Source organism: Candidatus Sodalis sp. SoCistrobi (assembly GCF_900143145.1).
GTDB lineage: Bacteria > Pseudomonadota > Gammaproteobacteria > Enterobacterales > Enterobacteriaceae > SoCistrobi.
Genome location: NZ_FRDB01000045.1, coordinates 1 through 15,946 on the forward strand (window position 1 = coordinate 1; position 15,946 = coordinate 15,946).

General features: G+C 58.4%; 14 protein-coding genes and 2 pseudogenes. 8 read left to right on the forward strand and 8 right to left on the reverse strand.

What is annotated here, in order from left to right; all coding sequences use genetic code 11:
* Positions 1-52 precede the first annotated feature (52 nt).
* The 4 genes and pseudogenes from ruvC to aspS form a co-directional block, all read right to left on the reverse strand.
* Positions 53-586 carry a crossover junction endodeoxyribonuclease RuvC gene (gene ruvC / locus CINSTRO3249_RS04935; RefSeq protein WP_254304296.1) on the reverse strand — a complete coding sequence of 178 codons (534 nt, stop codon included), beginning with the start codon at positions 584-586 and terminating at the stop codon, positions 53-55.
* Between the two features lie 43 nt (positions 587-629).
* Entirely contained in the window at positions 630-1,373 is a 744-nt protein-coding gene (locus CINSTRO3249_RS04940) for a YebC/PmpR family DNA-binding transcriptional regulator (protein ID WP_074012430.1), read from the reverse strand.
* 23 nt (positions 1,374-1,396) lie between these two features.
* Positions 1,397-1,841: pseudogene (gene nudB, locus CINSTRO3249_RS04945) on the reverse strand (dihydroneopterin triphosphate diphosphatase).
* A 2-nt stretch (positions 1,842-1,843) separates the two neighbouring features.
* Positions 1,844-3,631 (reverse strand): aspartate--tRNA ligase, encoded by a 1,788-nt coding sequence (gene aspS, locus CINSTRO3249_RS04950; RefSeq protein ID WP_074012431.1) that lies wholly within the window; start codon positions 3,629-3,631, stop codon positions 1,844-1,846.
* 364 nt (positions 3,632-3,995) lie between these two features.
* On the opposite strand from aspS, the pseudogene CINSTRO3249_RS04955 reads away from it, so the two are divergent.
* From CINSTRO3249_RS04955 to cmoB, 5 genes and pseudogenes are all read left to right on the forward strand, one after another.
* Positions 3,996-4,564 (forward strand): annotated as a pseudogene (locus tag CINSTRO3249_RS04955) (hydrolase).
* Between the two features lie 77 nt (positions 4,565-4,641).
* Positions 4,642-5,460 (forward strand): DUF72 domain-containing protein, encoded by an 819-nt coding sequence (locus CINSTRO3249_RS04960; RefSeq protein ID WP_074012432.1) that lies wholly within the window; start codon positions 4,642-4,644, stop codon positions 5,458-5,460.
* A gap of 106 nt (positions 5,461-5,566) precedes the next feature.
* Complete coding sequence (locus CINSTRO3249_RS04965; RefSeq protein WP_074012433.1) at positions 5,567-5,962, forward strand: MAPEG family protein; 396 nt, start codon at positions 5,567-5,569, stop codon at positions 5,960-5,962.
* A 206-nt stretch (positions 5,963-6,168) separates the two neighbouring features.
* Positions 6,169-6,912 (forward strand): carboxy-S-adenosyl-L-methionine synthase CmoA, encoded by a 744-nt coding sequence (gene cmoA, locus CINSTRO3249_RS04970; RefSeq protein ID WP_074012441.1) that lies wholly within the window; start codon positions 6,169-6,171, stop codon positions 6,910-6,912.
* Positions 6,909-7,880, forward strand: a complete 972-nt coding sequence (gene cmoB / locus CINSTRO3249_RS04975; RefSeq protein ID WP_074012434.1) for a tRNA 5-methoxyuridine(34)/uridine 5-oxyacetic acid(34) synthase CmoB — start codon at positions 6,909-6,911, stop codon at positions 7,878-7,880. Before cmoA ends, cmoB begins: the two co-directional genes overlap by 4 nt.
* 253 nt (positions 7,881-8,133) lie before the next feature.
* Here cmoB and cutC read toward each other — a convergent pair whose 3' ends face one another.
* On the reverse strand, positions 8,134-8,892 hold the full coding sequence (cutC, locus tag CINSTRO3249_RS04980; protein WP_074012435.1) for a copper homeostasis protein CutC: 759 nt from the start codon (positions 8,890-8,892) through the stop codon (positions 8,134-8,136).
* 99 nt (positions 8,893-8,991) lie between these two features.
* Between cutC and CINSTRO3249_RS04985 the strand changes: the two genes are divergently transcribed.
* Positions 8,992-10,143, forward strand: coding sequence for a MalY/PatB family protein (locus tag CINSTRO3249_RS04985; protein ID WP_074012436.1), 1,152 nt, complete (start codon positions 8,992-8,994; stop codon positions 10,141-10,143).
* Between the two features lie 18 nt (positions 10,144-10,161).
* Here CINSTRO3249_RS04985 and CINSTRO3249_RS04990 read toward each other — a convergent pair whose 3' ends face one another.
* Positions 10,162-10,725, reverse strand: a complete 564-nt coding sequence (locus CINSTRO3249_RS04990) for a VOC family protein (RefSeq protein WP_074012437.1) — start codon at positions 10,723-10,725, stop codon at positions 10,162-10,164.
* Between the two features lie 354 nt (positions 10,726-11,079).
* On the opposite strand from CINSTRO3249_RS04990, the gene CINSTRO3249_RS17865 reads away from it, so the two are divergent.
* Entirely contained in the window at positions 11,080-11,205 is a 126-nt protein-coding gene (locus tag CINSTRO3249_RS17865; RefSeq protein WP_256381638.1) for a hypothetical protein, read from the forward strand.
* Between the two features lie 222 nt (positions 11,206-11,427).
* A complete protein-coding gene (argS, locus tag CINSTRO3249_RS04995; RefSeq protein ID WP_074012438.1) occupies positions 11,428-13,158 on the forward strand; it encodes an arginine--tRNA ligase in 1,731 nt (576 codons plus the stop codon).
* A 291-nt stretch (positions 13,159-13,449) separates the two neighbouring features.
* Here argS and murJ read toward each other — a convergent pair whose 3' ends face one another.
* Complete coding sequence (gene murJ / locus CINSTRO3249_RS05000; RefSeq protein WP_074012439.1) at positions 13,450-14,991, reverse strand: murein biosynthesis integral membrane protein MurJ; 1,542 nt, start codon at positions 14,989-14,991, stop codon at positions 13,450-13,452.
* A 356-nt stretch (positions 14,992-15,347) separates the two neighbouring features.
* Positions 15,348-15,827, reverse strand: coding sequence for a hypothetical protein (locus CINSTRO3249_RS05005; RefSeq protein WP_125933118.1), 480 nt, complete (start codon positions 15,825-15,827; stop codon positions 15,348-15,350).
* Between the last annotated feature and the right edge of the window lie 119 nt (positions 15,828-15,946).

A 15,946-nucleotide genomic window follows, 5' to 3' on the forward strand; every position in this document is an offset into this window, starting at 1 on the left:
AAGGAGGTAAAGTAGGCATCTGCGCGGCAATGCGAAAATTACTCCAATTAGCTTATGGTGTCTTAAAATCTGGAATACCCTTCGATGAAAATATAGCTCTTGCATCATGATGAGCAAGACGGTATCTGACGTGGCAATGGGTAATGGCGATGGCCAATGCGTCGGCGGCGTCCGCCTGCGGGTTGGCCGGCAGCGTCAACAGGGTACGCACCATATGCTGTACCTGAGATTTTTCCGCCGCACCACTGCCCACCACCGTCTGTTTCACCTGCCGCGCCGCGTACTCAAACACCGGCAGACTCAGATTCATCGCCGCCACGATGGCGACGCCGCGCGCTTGACCCAGCTTTAACGCCGAGTCGGCGTTTTTGGCCATAAAGACCTGTTCAATCGCCAGACAGTCGGGCTGAAACTGCGTGATGATTTCGCTAACGCCGGCATAAATCAGCTTGAGGCGCGCGGGAAAATCGTCCACTTTGGTTCGGATGCAGCCGCTCCCCAGGTAGGTCAGTTTACGCCCTTCCTGTCGCACGATGCCATAGCCGGTGATACGCGAACCGGGGTCGATGCCCAGGATCACCGTCATACCGCCGCCGCTCGGCGCGTGAGATAAGGCGGGGACGCGGTCATCACAGGGTCGCCGCCACCTCGTCGGAAATCTCGCCGTTATGGTAGACTTCCTGCACGTCATCGGAGTCTTCCAGCATGTCGATAAGGCGCAGCAATTTCGGCGCGGTCTCGGCGTCCAGATCGGCGCGGGTCGACGGCACCAGCGCCACTTCCGACGCTTCCGGCGTCAGCCCGGCCGCTTCCAGCGCATCCTTCACCTCGCCGAAGGCCTCAGGCGTGGTATACACGTCAATGGCCCCATCGTCATAAGTGATAACGTCATCGGCGCCGGCCTCCAGCGCCGCGTCCATGATGGTATCTTCACTCAGACCTGGCGCAAAGGAAATCACCCCTTTTTTGCTGAACAAGTAGGACACGGAGCCGTCGGTGCCCAAATTGCCGCCGGTTTTGGTAAACGCGTGACGCACTTCGGAAACGGTACGGTTGCGGTTATCGCTCAGGCACTCCACCATGACCGCGGTACCGCCCGGGCCATAGCCCTCGTAGATGATGGTTTCCATCTGCGCGTCGTCATCACCGCCCACGCCGCGCGCGATAGCGCGGTTCAACGTGTCGCGCGTCATGTTATTGGCTAACGCTTTATCCACCGCCGCGCGCAAACGGGGGTTTGAACCGGCATCCCCACCGCCCAGGCGGGCGGCGGTGACCAGTTCGCGAATGATCTTGGTAAAAATCTTCCCGCGCTTGGCGTCCTGTGCGGCTTTACGATGCTTGGTATTGGCCCACTTACTATGCCCTGCCATATTTCTCTCCGAAAAAAGCCCTCTCAGGCCGGATGAATAACAAATTCTTCAATCGCCTGCCGGTTACTCCAGGATTTGGTCAACGCTGCGGCGTCCGCGGCGGCCATCCAGCGCCAGCTCAAATGCTCGCTCAGCACGGGCGCCTGCTCACAGGGTAGCGTTAAACAGAACCAATATTCTGTATTGTGCGTCACTTCGGGGGCGTAACGGTGGCGAAAATGACTAAAATATTTCAAACTGAATACAGCGCTGGCAATCGGTGAGCGTCAGCCCGCCGGCAGCCACATCGAAACCGGTTTCCTCGCGAACTTCCCGTCGCGCCGCGGCCGCCGGAAGTTCACCGGCATCAATGCCGCCGGTGACCGACTGCCAAAAGGCCGGGTCGTCCCGGCGCTGTAACATCAATACCCGCCCGCTGTCGGCGGCAGAGATGACCACCAGCACCGAAACCGGGCGTTTATAGGGCATTATCAGCGACCGCTTTCCATCGCTTCCCGCCCCTTGCCGACCACCGCAATCGACAGGTCGGCGAGTGCATCGGCATTGCCGAAACTCGGAGCTTCGGTCATCAGATCCGCCGCGGCGGTGGTTTTCGGGAACGCGATGACATCACGAATATTATCGGTACCGGTCAGCAGCATCACCAGCCGGTCGAGGCCAAAGGCCAGACCCGCATGCGGCGGCGTGCCGTATTTCAACGCATCGAGCAGAAAGCCGAATTTCTCCTGCTGTTCCTGTTCGTTGATGCCCAAAATACCAAACACCGTTTGCTGCATGTCGCCACGGTGGATGCGCACCGAACCGCCGCCGACCTCATAACCGTTAATGACCATGTCGTAGGCGTTGGCCACCGCCGACGTCGGCGATGCGGCAAGCGTTTGGGCATCGATATCCTTCGGTGCGGTGAACGGATGATGCATGGCCGCCAGCCCGCCCTCGCCGTCTTCCTCAAACATCGGAAAGTCGACAACCCACAGCGGCGCCCAGCGGTCGGTTTCCGTGAGCTCTAAATCCAGGCCCAGTTTCAGACGCAGCGCCCCCAGCGCATCGGTGACAACGTTTTTGCGGTCCGCGCTGAAGAAAATGATATCGCCATCGGCGGCGCCGGTGCGTGCCAGGATCGCTTCAATCACCTGCGGCCCGAGGAATTTCGCCACCGGGCTTTGTATTCCCTCCACGCCGGCGGCGCGCTGGTTTACCTTCATCCACGCCAGCCCTTTGGCGCCGTAGATTTCACAGTATTTACCGTATTCGTCAATCTGTTTGCGGCTCAACTGCGCACCACCGGGCACGCGCAATGCCGCAACGCGGCCCTGGCTGTCGTTGGCGGGAGCCGAGAACACCTTGAACTCCACGTCCTTGACCAGGTCCGCCACGTCCACCAGCTCCATCGGGTTGCGTAAATCCGGCTTATCAGAGCCGAAACGGCGCATGGCGTCGGCATAGGTCATTTGCGGGAAGACGCCCAAATCAACGTCGGTAATCTCACGCCACAAATCGCGAATAAGCCGCTCCATCACCTCCCGCACCTGGGTTGCAGTCATGAAAGAGGTTTCAACGTCAATCTGGGTGAACTCCGGCTGACGGTCGGCGCGCAGGTCTTCATCGCGAAAACATTTTACAATCTGGTAGTAGCGATCGAACCCCGACATCATCAGCAATTGCTTAAACAGCTGCGGCGACTGCGGCAAAGCGTAGAATTTGCCTTTATGCACCCGGCTGGGCACCAGATAATCACGCGCTCCTTCCGGCGTCGCCTTGGTCAGCATCGGAGTTTCGATATCGAGAAAACCTTCGGCGTCCATGAAGCGGCGGACGAAACTGGAGATGCGCGCCCGCGTTTTAAGCCGCTGCGCCATCACCGGGCGACGCAAATCAAGGTAGCGGAATTTCAGCCGTTGCTCTTCGGTGTTATTCTGGTTGCTATCAAGAGGCAGAGGTTCAGAACGGTTGATGATAGCAAGCTCGGTGGCCAATACTTCAACGGCGCCGGTCGCCATGTCGCTATTGACCTGGCTGTCCGGGCGGGCGCGCACGATACCGGTCAACTGCAGGCAGAATTCATTGCGCAGCTCGGCGGCGCGGGCAAAGGCATCCTGACGGTCGGGATCAAAAAATACCTGCACCAGGCCTTCCCGGTCACTCATGTCGATGAAAATCAGACCGCCCAGATCGCGACGGCGGTTAACCCAACCGCATAACGTCACTTCCTGACCGACATGTGACAGGTTCAGCTGTCCGCAATATACACTACGCATTAGGATATCCTTAAAATTCAGCCCGTCAGCGGGTGCCGGAATGGGTAAAACGGGCTGTTATTCATTAATGGCTGCGCCCGGCGCGGGCGAGCCGGCGCCGGGTCTGTGCCCGGCATTACCGGCCGGCGAGTGCCACTGCACGGGCCGGCATTTTAAAGGCGGCCATTATAAAGGAATTTCAGGCATAGCATAAGCCCGTCTGCGTTGCCGGTACGCCGGCCGGTGAAATTAGCCTTTCGTCTCATAAATATTAACAAAATTGATCGCGGCGACACTGTCACTTCAGGCGTTGAGTAACATACTCTGGGCTGACCGGCGCGGCCGACCTGCCGCTGTCGGACATCATTCACTCATGGAGAACCGCATGTTAACGCTCAATCCTTCACGCAGCGCCCTGGTACTTATCGATTTGCAAGAAGGGATTTTGCCCTTCGCCGGCGGCCCGCACAGCGCCGGAGATGTTGTCAAACGCGCGGCCGAACTCGCACAGGGTTTTCGTGATGCCAACGCGCCGGTGTTTCTGGTGCGCGTGGGTTGGTCGGCGGATTTCGCTGACGCACTGAAGCAACCGGTGGATAGCGCCAGCGGCGGTACACTGCCGGCAAATTGGTGGGATATACCCGCCGATCTCAAAGCGCAGGACAGCGATATCCGCATCATAAAACGCCAGTGGGGCGCCTTTTATGGTACCGAGTTGGAGATGCAGTTGCGCCGGCGCGGGATTGAAACGATTGTGCTGGGGGGATAGCAACCAATATCGGCGTGGAATCCACCGCGCGTAATGCCTGGGAGCTGGGTTTTGAGCTGGTGTTGGTGGAAGATATCTGCAGCGCTCACGATAAAGCCCAGCACGACGGTAGCTTCCAGCATATCTTCCCGCGCCTGGGCCGGGTGCGCCACAGTGCCCAGGTGCTCGCCGCCCTCGCCGGCTAACCCCTGCGGCGGACGGTCAATCCGCTTTGGGGCCGGAGAGCCGGGTACGCAGCCGGCCCCGTTATCACGGAGACACTATGCTTTATATCGGCCTGCCCCAGTGGCAGCACAGCGGCTGGGGTAAGTATGGCCTGCGCACGCTGGCGGACTATGCCCGCCATTTTAATTGCGTAGAGGGGAATACCACGCTGTATGCCCTGCCCGCTGCCGGGCGGGTGCACGAGTGGCGCGCCATGACGCCGAAAACCTTTCGTTTTTGCTTCAAGTTCCCCGCCACCATCAGCCATCAGGGCGGCCTGCGCCATTTCCAAGCGCCGCTGGCGACGTTTTTTGCCACCCTGGCGCCGCTGGCGGATCGCATCGGTCAGTACTGGCTACAGTTGCCGGCGGCATTTAGCCCGGCGGATCTTGAGAGCCTCTGGACCTTTCTGGACGCGTTGCCGGCGGAGTTTCATTACGGCGTCGAGGTGCGCCATCCGGCATTTTTCGCCAAGCAGGACGAAGAACGTGCGCTGAATCGGGGCCTGCAACAGCGGGGCGTCAACCGGGTCATTCTCGACAGCCGTCCGGTCCATGCTGCCCTGCCCACCTCACCGGCATTGCGCGCCGCCCAACGGCAAAAACCCCGGCTGCCGGTGCATGCGGTGGTCACCGCTGACCGGCCGCTGGTACGCTTTATCGGCGCCGACGATCCCGACGATAATGTCGCGCTATTCCAGCCGTGGCTGGCGCGTTTACCGGCATGGCTTCAGCAAGGAACACCCTTTTTGTTTATTCATACGCCGGATATTGCCCATGCGCCGCCGCTGGCGCAGCGGTTGTGGCCAAAACTGGCAGCAGAAATCCCCGCCATTGGCCCGACGCCGCACTGGCCACAGCAGGAAACGCTTTTTTGAGCGGGCAAAACCCTGTGAACCACCCGTTTTTTTTTGCGACACTGCCGGCGACTCAGGCTATTATTTCGCACGCGAAAAGCAGGGTAGATAAGGGAGTACGGTTAGGATGGTAAGCGCGCTATATGTCGTGCTGGGCGCATTGTTGCTGATAAAATTATCGCTGGATGTGGTCAAGCTCAGGACCCAATACCGCGTGGCCACCGGTGACGGCGGTTTCTATGAATTACAGACCGCTATCCGGGTGCATGGCAACGCGGTGGAATACATTCCTATCGGCCTGATTTTATTGGTCCTGCTGGAAATGAACGGTACGCCCAACTGGACCTTGCACATCTGCGGGCTGATGCTGATGGCCGGGCGGCTGATGCATTATTATGGCCTGCGGACGCGGGAATATCGTTGGCGCCGCGCCGGCATGAGCGCAACCTACTGCTCGCTGGTACTGATGGTGCTGCTTAATCTCTGGTTCATGCCCTGGGATGTGGTGCTAAGCTGGCAATAACGCAGCCACCCTCCCGCGCGGGATAGAGAAGTGCGACGCGCGACGCTTGACCTGCCTGAATCGGCCACCCGCCCCGCGCGGGATACAGTAGTGCGACGCGCGACGCCTGGCCTGCTTGAATCGGCCAACCGCATCTGCGCAGGACACATGCTTTATCGACACGTTCTGATAGAATAGGCGTTTTGTACAACGACGCCTATTTTGCCATGACCCATCGTGATGACCTTTTCTCAGCGCCCATTGCCAGTCTGGGCGACTGGACTTTCGACGATCGCGTCGCCGAAGTCTTTCCCGATATGATACAACGTTCGGTGCCCGGCTATTCCAATATCATTTCGATGATCGGGATGCTGGCCGGCCGCTTTGCCCGCCCTGGAACGCAGATATATGATCTCGGCTGCGCCCTCGGCGCCGCCACGCTCGCGATGCGCCGCACTATCAGCCACGGCGATTGCCGCATTATTGCGGTGGACAACTCGCCGGCGATGATTGACCGCTGTCGGCGCCATATTAGTGCGTTTCGCGCCACCACACCCACGGAAATCATCGAGTCCGACATCCGCACGGTGCCCATTGAAAACGCCTCGCTGGTGGTGCTGAATTTTACGTTGCAGTTTCTTGAGCCGGCGCAGCGGCAAATCTTGCTTAACCGCATTTATGCCGGGCTGAATCCGGGGGGCGCAGTAGTATTATCGGAAAAATTCAGTTTTCAGGATCAGCGCATCGGCGGGCTGTTGTTCGATATGCATCATGATTTCAAACGGGCCAACGGCTATAGCGAATTGGAAATCAGCCAAAAGCGCAGCATGCTGGAAAATGTGATGCTCACCGACACGGTGGAAGTGCATAAACAACGCCTGGCCGAGGCGGGCTTCGGTCATGCCGAAGTGTGGTTCCAATGCTTCAACTTCGGCTCATTAATTGCCATTAAACCGGAGAGCGGGCAGTGAGTCAATTTGCCGATTTTTATCAGCTTATCGCCAAGAGTCCTCTCAGCCATTGGCTGAACACCCTGCCCGCGCAGCTTAGCGAGTGGGAGCAAACTTCCCAGCACGGCAAGTTCAGTCAATGGTTTAACGCGGTGGAACGGCTGCCAATGCTCACTCCCACACGCCTGGATCTGCTGCACGGCGTTGAGGCTGATTGCGATCCGCCGCTGTCCGCCGGCCAGCAGGCGGGGATCGAATCTCTGCTGCGCCAGCTCATGCCCTGGCGCAAAGGTCCGTTTTCCCTGTATGGCGTTGGTATTGATACCGAATGGCGCTCCGATTGGAAATGGGAACGCGTGCTACCGCATATCGCGCCGCTGGCCGGTCGGCTTATTCTGGACGTCGGCTGCGGCAGCGGCTATCACCTATGGCGCATGGTGGGCGCTGGCGCTCAGTTGGCGGTCGGCATTGATCCCATGCAGTTATTCTATTGCCAATTCGCGGCGGTGCGTAAGCTGCTCGGCGGTGATTTGCGGGCGCATCTGCTGCCGCTGGGCATCGAGCAGTTACCGGAATTAACCGCCTTTGACACCGTGTTTTCCATGGGGGTGTTGTATCATCGTCGCTCACCGCTCGATCATTTGCTGCAATTGAAAAATCAATTGGTCAGCGGCGGTGAAGTAGTGCTGGAAACGTTGGTCATTGAAGGCGACCGCCAACAGGTGTTAGTGCCCGGCGAGCGCTACGCCCAAATGCGCAATGTCTACTTTATTCCTTCCGCCACCGCGCTGATAGGCTGGCTGGAAAAGTGCGGTTTTGTCAACGTGCGTCAGGTGGATATGTCGGTCACCAGCATCGACGAACAACGACGTACCCCATGGATGACCAGCGAATCTCTGGCGGATTTTCTCCATCCCGACGATCCGCGTCTGACCGTCGAAGGTCACCCCGCTCCGCTGCGCGCGGTGATGGTGGCGGAGAAACCCTGACGACTGAGGGCGCGCACGATTACCTAGCGGAGCAACCCTGACGCCTGGGGGCCCACGATTAACCTGGCGGTAAAGCGTTGATGTCTCAGCGCGCCTTACCCGGCGCTAGCCCACGCGGCTCGGTTAACAGTGTGGCTGATGGCCACGCCAGGGCACCTGTGACCGGGGATAAAAAAAAGCCCCAACAAGTCATTGGGGCTTGGTACTTGCAAGCATCACGTGGGTTTAAGCGTGTGCGCGGCAAAATTGCTTATCATGCCGGACGCGTCGCAACGGGCAACACGGTCAGCGCGTGTTTCATATTGGCTACCATTTCGCTATCGACACGGTAGCGGCTAAATTCATCCGCTTCGCTGTCGGCGCTCATGCTGACGCCCGCTTTGCGATAGCGCATGCCGGAGGGGACAAATTGACCGGCGGAGCTGTGCAGCTCCTGAATACCGCTTTGCACAAATTTGTGCAGGTTGGTTAAACGCACGCCCGCCCCCGCCATAATGATTGGACCACGGCTTAGCTCGGTCAGTTCCCTTAATAAGGCTAAACCCGCTTCAGCGCTTTGCTGCTGACCGGAACTGAGAATGCGCGCCACCCCCAAATCGGTTAACTGCCGCAGCGCCTGATAAGGATTAAGACACATGTCAAAGGCGCGATGAAAAGTGACGGCCATCGCGCCGGCAAGGTGCATGATGCGCCGCATACGCGCCAGACTGACGTGTCCGTCTGCATCAAGCAGGCCAATCACCAACCCGGGAAACCCCATATCGCGCACCTGTGCGACGTCATTAAGCATCACCTCGAACTCGGCGTCGCTGTAGCAAAAATCGCCGCCGCGCGGTCGAATGATGGGATGAACCGGCAACGCAACGCGGTCACGCACCGCCTGCAGTGTTCCAAAGCCCGGCGTCAATCCCCCTTCTTTGGGAGCACAACAAAGCTCAATCCGGTCCGCGCCCGCTTGCTCGGCCGCTATGGCGCACTCCGCGCTGTAGCAGCAAACTTCCAGTTTTGGCATGGTATACTACTCCTTTCTTGACGGCCCTCATCACTGGCATAACACACTATGCCAGCAAACGGCGGCGTTTTTGTTTTTCAATTGTGCAGGGAAATGACTATGGCATTCAACTTCGATGAATGTATCGACCGGCGTCACAGCGATAGTTATAAATGGCAAAAGTACGCCGGGCGGGATGTCATTCCGCTTTGGGTGGCCGATACGGATTTTCGTTCGCCGCCCTGCATTATCGAGGCGTTGCACGCCCGTGTCGATCACGGCGTGTTTGGATATGGGATGTCGCCGACAGCGCTCAGCGACATTTTTATAGAACGGATGCGCGAGCGCTATCAGTGGGACGTCAAGGCGGAATGGTTGGTGTTTCTGCCGGGTCTGGTCAGCGGCCTGCATCTGGCGGTCCGGGCGCTGACCGAGGCAGCGGAGGCGGTGGTTATTCCCAACCCTATTTATCCGCCGTTCCGCGCGGCCGCCCGTAGCGCAGGCCGTCCACAGCGTCTGGCGCCGATGCATCTTGTCAACGGGCGCTGGTGCGTCGACTTTGCCAGCACCGATCCGGCACTCGCCGGCGACGAACGCCTGCTGATGCTTTGCAACCTTCATAATCCCGGCGGCACCGCCTATCGCCGCGAAGAGCTTATGCAGCATCTTGCCTTTGCACAACAGCACGATCTGCTGGTGTGTTCCGATGAAATCCATTGTGACTTATTGCTGACCCCGGGGCTGCGCCACATCCCTTTCGCCTCCCTGAACGAGGAGGCGGCGCAGCGCAGCATTACCCTTATGTCGCCCTCAAAGAGCTTCAATATCGCCGGCCTGGGCGCGTCGGTGGCGGTGATCCCGAACCCACGGTTACGCATGAAATTCGCCGCCCAGCGCGCGGGCGTGGTGCCGGCGGTGGATGTCCTGGCGCTGTGCGCCGCCAACGCCGCCTGGCGCGGTGGTCAGGCCTGGCTTTCACAGCAGTTGGACTATCTGCGCGGCAACCGCGACCGGCTGACGGAACGCCTGCAAGAAATACCCGGCCTAACGCTAGCAGGCCCCGAGGCAACCTATTTGGCCTGGATTGACGCCAGCGGTCTGGCGGTGGACAACCCGCACGCCTTCTTTGAACAGGCGGGCGTCGGTTTGTCCGCCGGGGCTGATTTCGGCGACAGTCGCTTCGTCAGGCTCAATTTCGGCTGTTCCAGAACGGTACTGGATACTGCCCTGGATCGCATGGCTCACGCCTGCCAGCATCTCCGACGGGCATAACGCTTAGCCGCCCCTGAGCTATTCAGGACGCCCGGCGCTAACAATATCGCGCAGGGCGTAAGGGTGAAATTTCACGGTGACGCGCCCGTCGCTGACCGCCAGCGTGGGGTTGGCTAACGTCTCCGCCCGAGCCTGCGGCTGGCTTTGCTTGATGCGCAGGCTCGTCGAGGCCAGCGCCTCATCCGACAACAGCGTAAGCGCCCGCGCAAACAGGGTGTCCGCCTCGCCCGGCAGCACTATTTCGACATGTTCCCACCCTTCATGGGGATAACGCCGCTCGCCGGGCCAGGGTAACTCGATGCAGGGGATAGCCTGGCCGCGTAGATTTAGCGGCGTCGTCAGCTCAAACAACGCAATGCGACGGCCGTTAATTTCCGCTTCATGCAAAAGATGACCGCATTGAGAAAAACCTTGATACCACCGTTGTGCCGTGACGTTTTGATGACAGCGCACCGCAATATGATCGATAAGAAAAGCTTCTGGCAAAATACCCAATCTATTAGTTAATGCATATAGTTCCGCTTCAAAACGCGGAAAATCGATTTTTAAATCCAATAATTGTGGAACGTCGGTCCAATTCATTTTTGTTTATCCTTAATTGCCTTTCCAAATCTCGTCTCCTCAGCCGCCACACCCGCCGCGCCGGCCGCCGCTTCGCTCACCCCGTCGGCGGCGGGACATGGCGCGATAGAGTATTAAGATTAATCTGTTTATTTGCAAGAGGGCATTAAATTACAAATATTTATCCTACTTAAGCGACTGCATAATGGATAGGCCATAATGGCTGACATTAAACTTACATAAAGCAGGTTTATGTCATATTTCAACACGGTGACAAGCATAAAAGATAGGTATTTTCTGAAAGCGTGTTGGCTGGATTGTGCGCTTGCGTTATATCAGCTATTTTAGACTCCTAAATAATCGAAGGTATATAAAATGCTATTATTAACATTATGCCTGTTGCTGGTTATTGTCGCTGTCTATTCCATTATCCAGCATTTACGCAGCAAAAATCGCAATCAGCTCGGCATATCCCGCAAAGAACGCCGCCGCTACCGATAACCTCTCTCGCTTCCCGCAGTACGGCGGGCGGCCACTTCCTTTTCTTATCCCACCCGCTGAATCTGTCTTTCCGCTCTACTGACTCCCGCCGCCGATTATGGTATAAGCATGGTTTATTTTCGGATCTGACCACCGTGGTCGCCCGGTTACGGTGGCGTAGTCAGGTTGCCCGGGAATGTCAGCGCTCTGCCTGCCTCCCGCCCATGCAATAAAGGTATTCCGGTGAACATCCACACACTTCTCTCAGAAAAAATCCAGCAGGCGCTGGTGGCCGCAGGCGCGCCCGCCGATTGCGAAGCGCAGGTGCGCCAGTCGGCCAAGGCCCAGTTCGGCGATTATCAAGCCAATGGCGTTATGGCGATTGCCAAACGGCTTGGTTTGCCGCCCCGCAAGCTGGCGGAAAACGTCGTCGGTTTGCTGAAGTTGGACGGTATCGCCCGTAAAGTCGACATCGCCGGTCCCGGTTTTATTAATATTTTTCTCGAGCCGAGCTGGTTGGCAAACCACCTTGCCGCGGCGCTGTCCTCTGCGCGACTGGGCATTGCAAGCGTCGCGCCGCAAACCATTGTGGTGGATTATTCCGCCCCCAACGTCGCCAAAGAAATGCATGTCGGCCACGTGCGCTCCACCATCATTGGCGATGCCTCGGTGCGCACGCTGTCGTTTTTGGGCCATAACGTTATTCGCGCCAACCACGTTGGCGATTGGGGAACCCAATTTGGCATGCTGATTGCCTATCTGGAAAAGGTCCAGGACGGCGGCGAAGCGGAAATGCAACTCTCCAGTCTGGAGAGCTTTTACCGCGCCGCCAAGCAGCACTACGACGAGGATCCGGCGTTTGCCGAGCGCGCCCGCGGCTATGTGGTTAAGCTGCAGGGCGGCGATGAATATTGTCGGCAGATGTGGCGCAAATTGGTGGATATCACTATGGCGCAGAACCAGCAAACCTATGACCGGCTGAATGTGACGTTAACGCGGGCGGACGTCATGGGGGAAAGCCTGTACAACGATATGCTGCCCGGCATTGTGGCGGATCTGAAAGCGAAAGGGCTGGCGGTACAGAGCGAAGGCGCCACCGTGGTGTTCCTCGACGAATTCAAAAACAAAGAAGGCGAGCCCATGGGGGTGATCATCCAGAAAAAGGATGGCGCTTACCTGTATACCACCACCGATATCGCCTGCGCCAAATACCGCTATGAGACGCTGAAGGCCGACCGGATTATCTACTATATCGATTCACGTCAGCATCAGCACCTGATGCAGGCCTGGACTATCGTGCGCAAGGCCGGCTATGTCCCTGAATCGGTGCCACTCGAGCACCACATGTTCGGCATGATGTTGGGCAAAGACGGCAAACCGTTTAAAACCCGCGCCGGCGGCACCATCAAGCTCACCGAGCTGCTGGACGAAGCGCTGGAACGCGCCCGCCGTCTGGTTGCCGCCAAGAACCCCACTATGGACGCCGAGGAGCTGGAACGGCTGGCGCAGGTGGTGGGGATCGGCGCGGTAAAATACGCCGATTTATCGAAAAGCCGCACCACTGATTATGTTTTTGACTGGGACAATATGCTGAGTTTTGAGGGTAACACCGCGCCCTATATACAATATGCCTATACCCGCGTTGCCTCGATATTCAAACGCAGTGGTCAGGATGAGCAGCAGCTCACCGGCGACATCCGCCTGGAGGCGGAACAGGAAACCCAGCTGGCGGTTCGTCTGCTGCAGTTGGAAGAGGCCATTGCGACCGTGGCACGCGACGGCACACCGCACGTGCTCTGCGCCTATCTATATGATTTGGCCGTGCTGTTCTCCGCTTTCTATGAACACTGCCCCATCCTGAATGCCGAGAATGCGGCGCTGCGCCAAAGCCGCCTGCAATTGGCGCTGCTCACCGCGCGCACGCTCAAGCAAGGGCTGGATCTGCTGGGTATCGACACCGTGGAACGCATGTAGCTGACGCTTAACACCGGGGGCGCTAAGCCGCCTGTCGCCGCTGTCATTACCACGCCGGCCCGCCTGATGCGGACCGGTTTTTTTTTGCTGATGCCAACCCTTATCGTCTATCAGGCCCTGCCGGGGTTGGCGTGAAGGGGCAATGCCGAGGTTCAATGTGTCGGCATGCCGGGGTGCCCTGTCCAAGCATGCCAAAGTTCAGAGTATCGGCATGCCGGGGGCTCCTGTTTAAGCAGGCCAGGATGTAGTGTATCGGCATACCCGGGTTTGGTGGCTTGGCCATGCCGGGGGCTAGTGAACCTGCACCGAGCGCGCGAAGTGGCGTGGACGAAATCCCACCAGCCACAACGTAGCGAAATAGACCATCCCGCCCACAGCGACCACCCCCATCAGCCGCAACAACCGCCAGGGCATACTGCCCTGCGCCCAGTCAGGCATCACCATTAGCAGCCCGATAAGCGCCGCCGCCATGATAATGACCGCCAGCAGCAACCGGCAGAAAAAACCCAGCCATCCCGGCTGCGGCACAAACAGCTTTTGCCGACGTAATTGCCAATACAAGAGCGCAGCGTTAAGGCAGGCGGCCAGGCCGATGGACAGCGACAAACCGGCATGCTTCAGCGGACCAATAAAGGCCAGGTTCATTAATTGCGTCATTAGAAGCGTAATCATCGCCACGCGTACCGGCGTTTTGATGTCCTGACGGGAGTAAAACCCGGGCGCGAGCACCTTAACCAAAATCAGACCGACCAGGCCCACCGAATAGGCTATCAGCGCCCGTTGCGTCATTGAGGCGTCAAAGGCGGAAAATTTACCGTATTGGAATAGCGCCACGGTCAACGGGTGCGCCAGGATCCCCAGCGCCACGGCGCTGGGAAGGGCCAGCATAAAGCATAAGCGCAACCCCCAGTCCAGCAAACGGGAGTATTCATCATGATTGCCGCGGGTAAAGCTACGCGATAGAGAGGGCAACAAAATAGTCCCCAGCGCCACGCCGAGCACCCCGGAGGGAAACTCCATCAGGCGATCGGCGTAATACATCCACGACACCGAGCCGGAGACCAAAAAGGAGGCGAAAATGGTATTGATGATAAGGGAGATTTGGCTGACGGACACGCCGAGAATGGCAGGTCCCATTTGCCGCAGCACGCGCCAAACGCCGGCGTCGCGGAACTGCACTCTGGGCAGCACCAGCATGCCAATTTTCTTCAGGTGCGGCAGCTGATAACCCAGTTGCAGCACGCCGCCTGCCACCACGGCCCAGGCCAGCGCCATGACCGGCGGATGGAACAGCGGCGCCGCCAGCAGCGCGAAACCGATCATGCTGACGTTAAGCAAGGTTGGCGCAAACGCCGGCACCGAAAAGCGGTTCCAGGTATTAAGAACCGCCCCCACCAATGATGTGAGGGAGATGAGCAAAATATAGGGAAACGTAACGCGTAACAATGCCGTGGTCAGGGCAAATTTTTCCGGCGTATCGGTAAAGCCCGGCGCGGTGATCATAATCACCCAGGGCGCGGCCAGCATACCGGCCACGGTGACCAGCGCCAGCACCAGCGTAAGCAAGCCGGCGATATAGGCGACGAATACGCGCGCCGCCGCGTCGCCCTGCTGACTCTTATATTCCGCCAGAATGGGAACAAACGCCTGTGAAAAAGCCCCTTCGGCGAAGATACGCCGCAGCAAATTGGGAATTTTGAAGGCGACAAAGAAGGCATCGCTTGCCATACCCGCGCCAAATACCCGCGCCACGGTGGCGTCGCGGATAAATCCCAATACGCGGGAAAAAAGAGTCATGGAGCTGACCGCCGCCAGCGATTTCAATAAATTCATGGTGTTGTTTTTCTGTTCCGCCCGGACGCCGTTGACCTGAAGTTAACGCGCCGCCCGGCAAATGCTGAGCCTTATTGGTGCGCCTAGTCTACCTTGCCCGGAGAAAATCGCTACTGTCCGTTGTCGAGGTCGCGAGTCCCTTGGGCTGAGACGGTTTCTTGGTCTGAGACGGTCCTTGGGCTGAGACGGTTTCTTGGTCTGAAATAGTATTCAGCCAACAGGCATCGCCGCCGGATAAGCGTTGCGGGCATCAAACCCTATGCCGCCCGGCCGCGGTGGTCACGACGCGGCTCCCCGCTCGCCGGCCGGCATGCGCCGGGGCTATACCTGACCTTGTCCCGAACGGCGTGCGGGCGTCAGCCCTCGCGTTGCGCCAGCAGCCGCTCAATCCACCGCTGCGCGCTGATGCTTTCCTCGCCGCTTAGACAGGTGGGTGTCTGATTCGCCGCGCAGTCGATAAAGTGCTCTACCGCGCCGGTAAATCCGCGCTGGGTTAAAATCGTCTGCCAGGCGGGGACCGGCAGCTCGCCAATGGTGCCCTCGCGTTCCCATTGAAAACGGCGCATCTCATCAACCTGATAAAGCGCACCGCGGGTGACGGCGGTAACGGTTTCCCGCTGACTGCCCGCCTGACGGTGCATGGCGGTGGTGACCATGCAATCGCCGCAGCGGAAAGCGTGCTCAGCATACAACAGCTGATCGGCCGCGTTGGTCTGCACCAGACCGCCGGACAGCGACGGCGTGCCGCCCGCCAGCCACAATGCCGTGTCTACCACGTGCAAATAATCATCCAGCAAGGTAAAACGCGTGTCCTGTGGTCCGACACTGTGAATCACCCCGGATAAATTAGAGTCTATACTTTAAAAGTGGAGGTCTCTATGACAACGACCAAACGTTACTCTCCGGAAGTCCGTGAACGGGCAGTTAATCTAGTGCTGGAAACTCAGCATGAGCA

Bases quoted from the DNA above. Each gene is read 5' to 3' on its own strand.
- aspS (WP_074012431.1), bottom strand. From the start codon at position 3,631: ATGCGTAGTGTATATTGCGGACAGCTGAACCTGTCACATGTCGGTCAG.
- CINSTRO3249_RS04960 (WP_074012432.1), top strand. From the start codon at position 4,642: ATGCTTTATATCGGCCTGCCCCAGTGGCAGCACAGCGGCTGGGGTAAG.
- cutC (WP_074012435.1), bottom strand. From the start codon at position 8,892: ATGCCAAAACTGGAAGTTTGCTGCTACAGCGCGGAGTGCGCCATAGCG.
- CINSTRO3249_RS04990 (WP_074012437.1), bottom strand. From the start codon at position 10,725: ATGAATTGGACCGACGTTCCACAATTATTGGATTTAAAAATCGATTTT.
- cmoA (WP_074012441.1), top strand. From the start codon at position 6,169: ATGACCCATCGTGATGACCTTTTCTCAGCGCCCATTGCCAGTCTGGGC.
- murJ (WP_074012439.1), bottom strand. From the start codon at position 14,991: ATGAATTTATTGAAATCGCTGGCGGCGGTCAGCTCCATGACTCTTTTT.
- ruvC (WP_254304296.1), bottom strand. From the start codon at position 586: ATGACGGTGATCCTGGGCATCGACCCCGGTTCGCGTATCACCGGCTAT.
- CINSTRO3249_RS04965 (WP_074012433.1), top strand. From the start codon at position 5,567: ATGGTAAGCGCGCTATATGTCGTGCTGGGCGCATTGTTGCTGATAAAA.
- CINSTRO3249_RS04985 (WP_074012436.1), top strand. From the start codon at position 8,992: ATGGCATTCAACTTCGATGAATGTATCGACCGGCGTCACAGCGATAGT.
- CINSTRO3249_RS17865 (WP_256381638.1), top strand. From the start codon at position 11,080: ATGCTATTATTAACATTATGCCTGTTGCTGGTTATTGTCGCTGTCTAT.
- CINSTRO3249_RS04940 (WP_074012430.1), bottom strand. From the start codon at position 1,373: ATGGCAGGGCATAGTAAGTGGGCCAATACCAAGCATCGTAAAGCCGCA.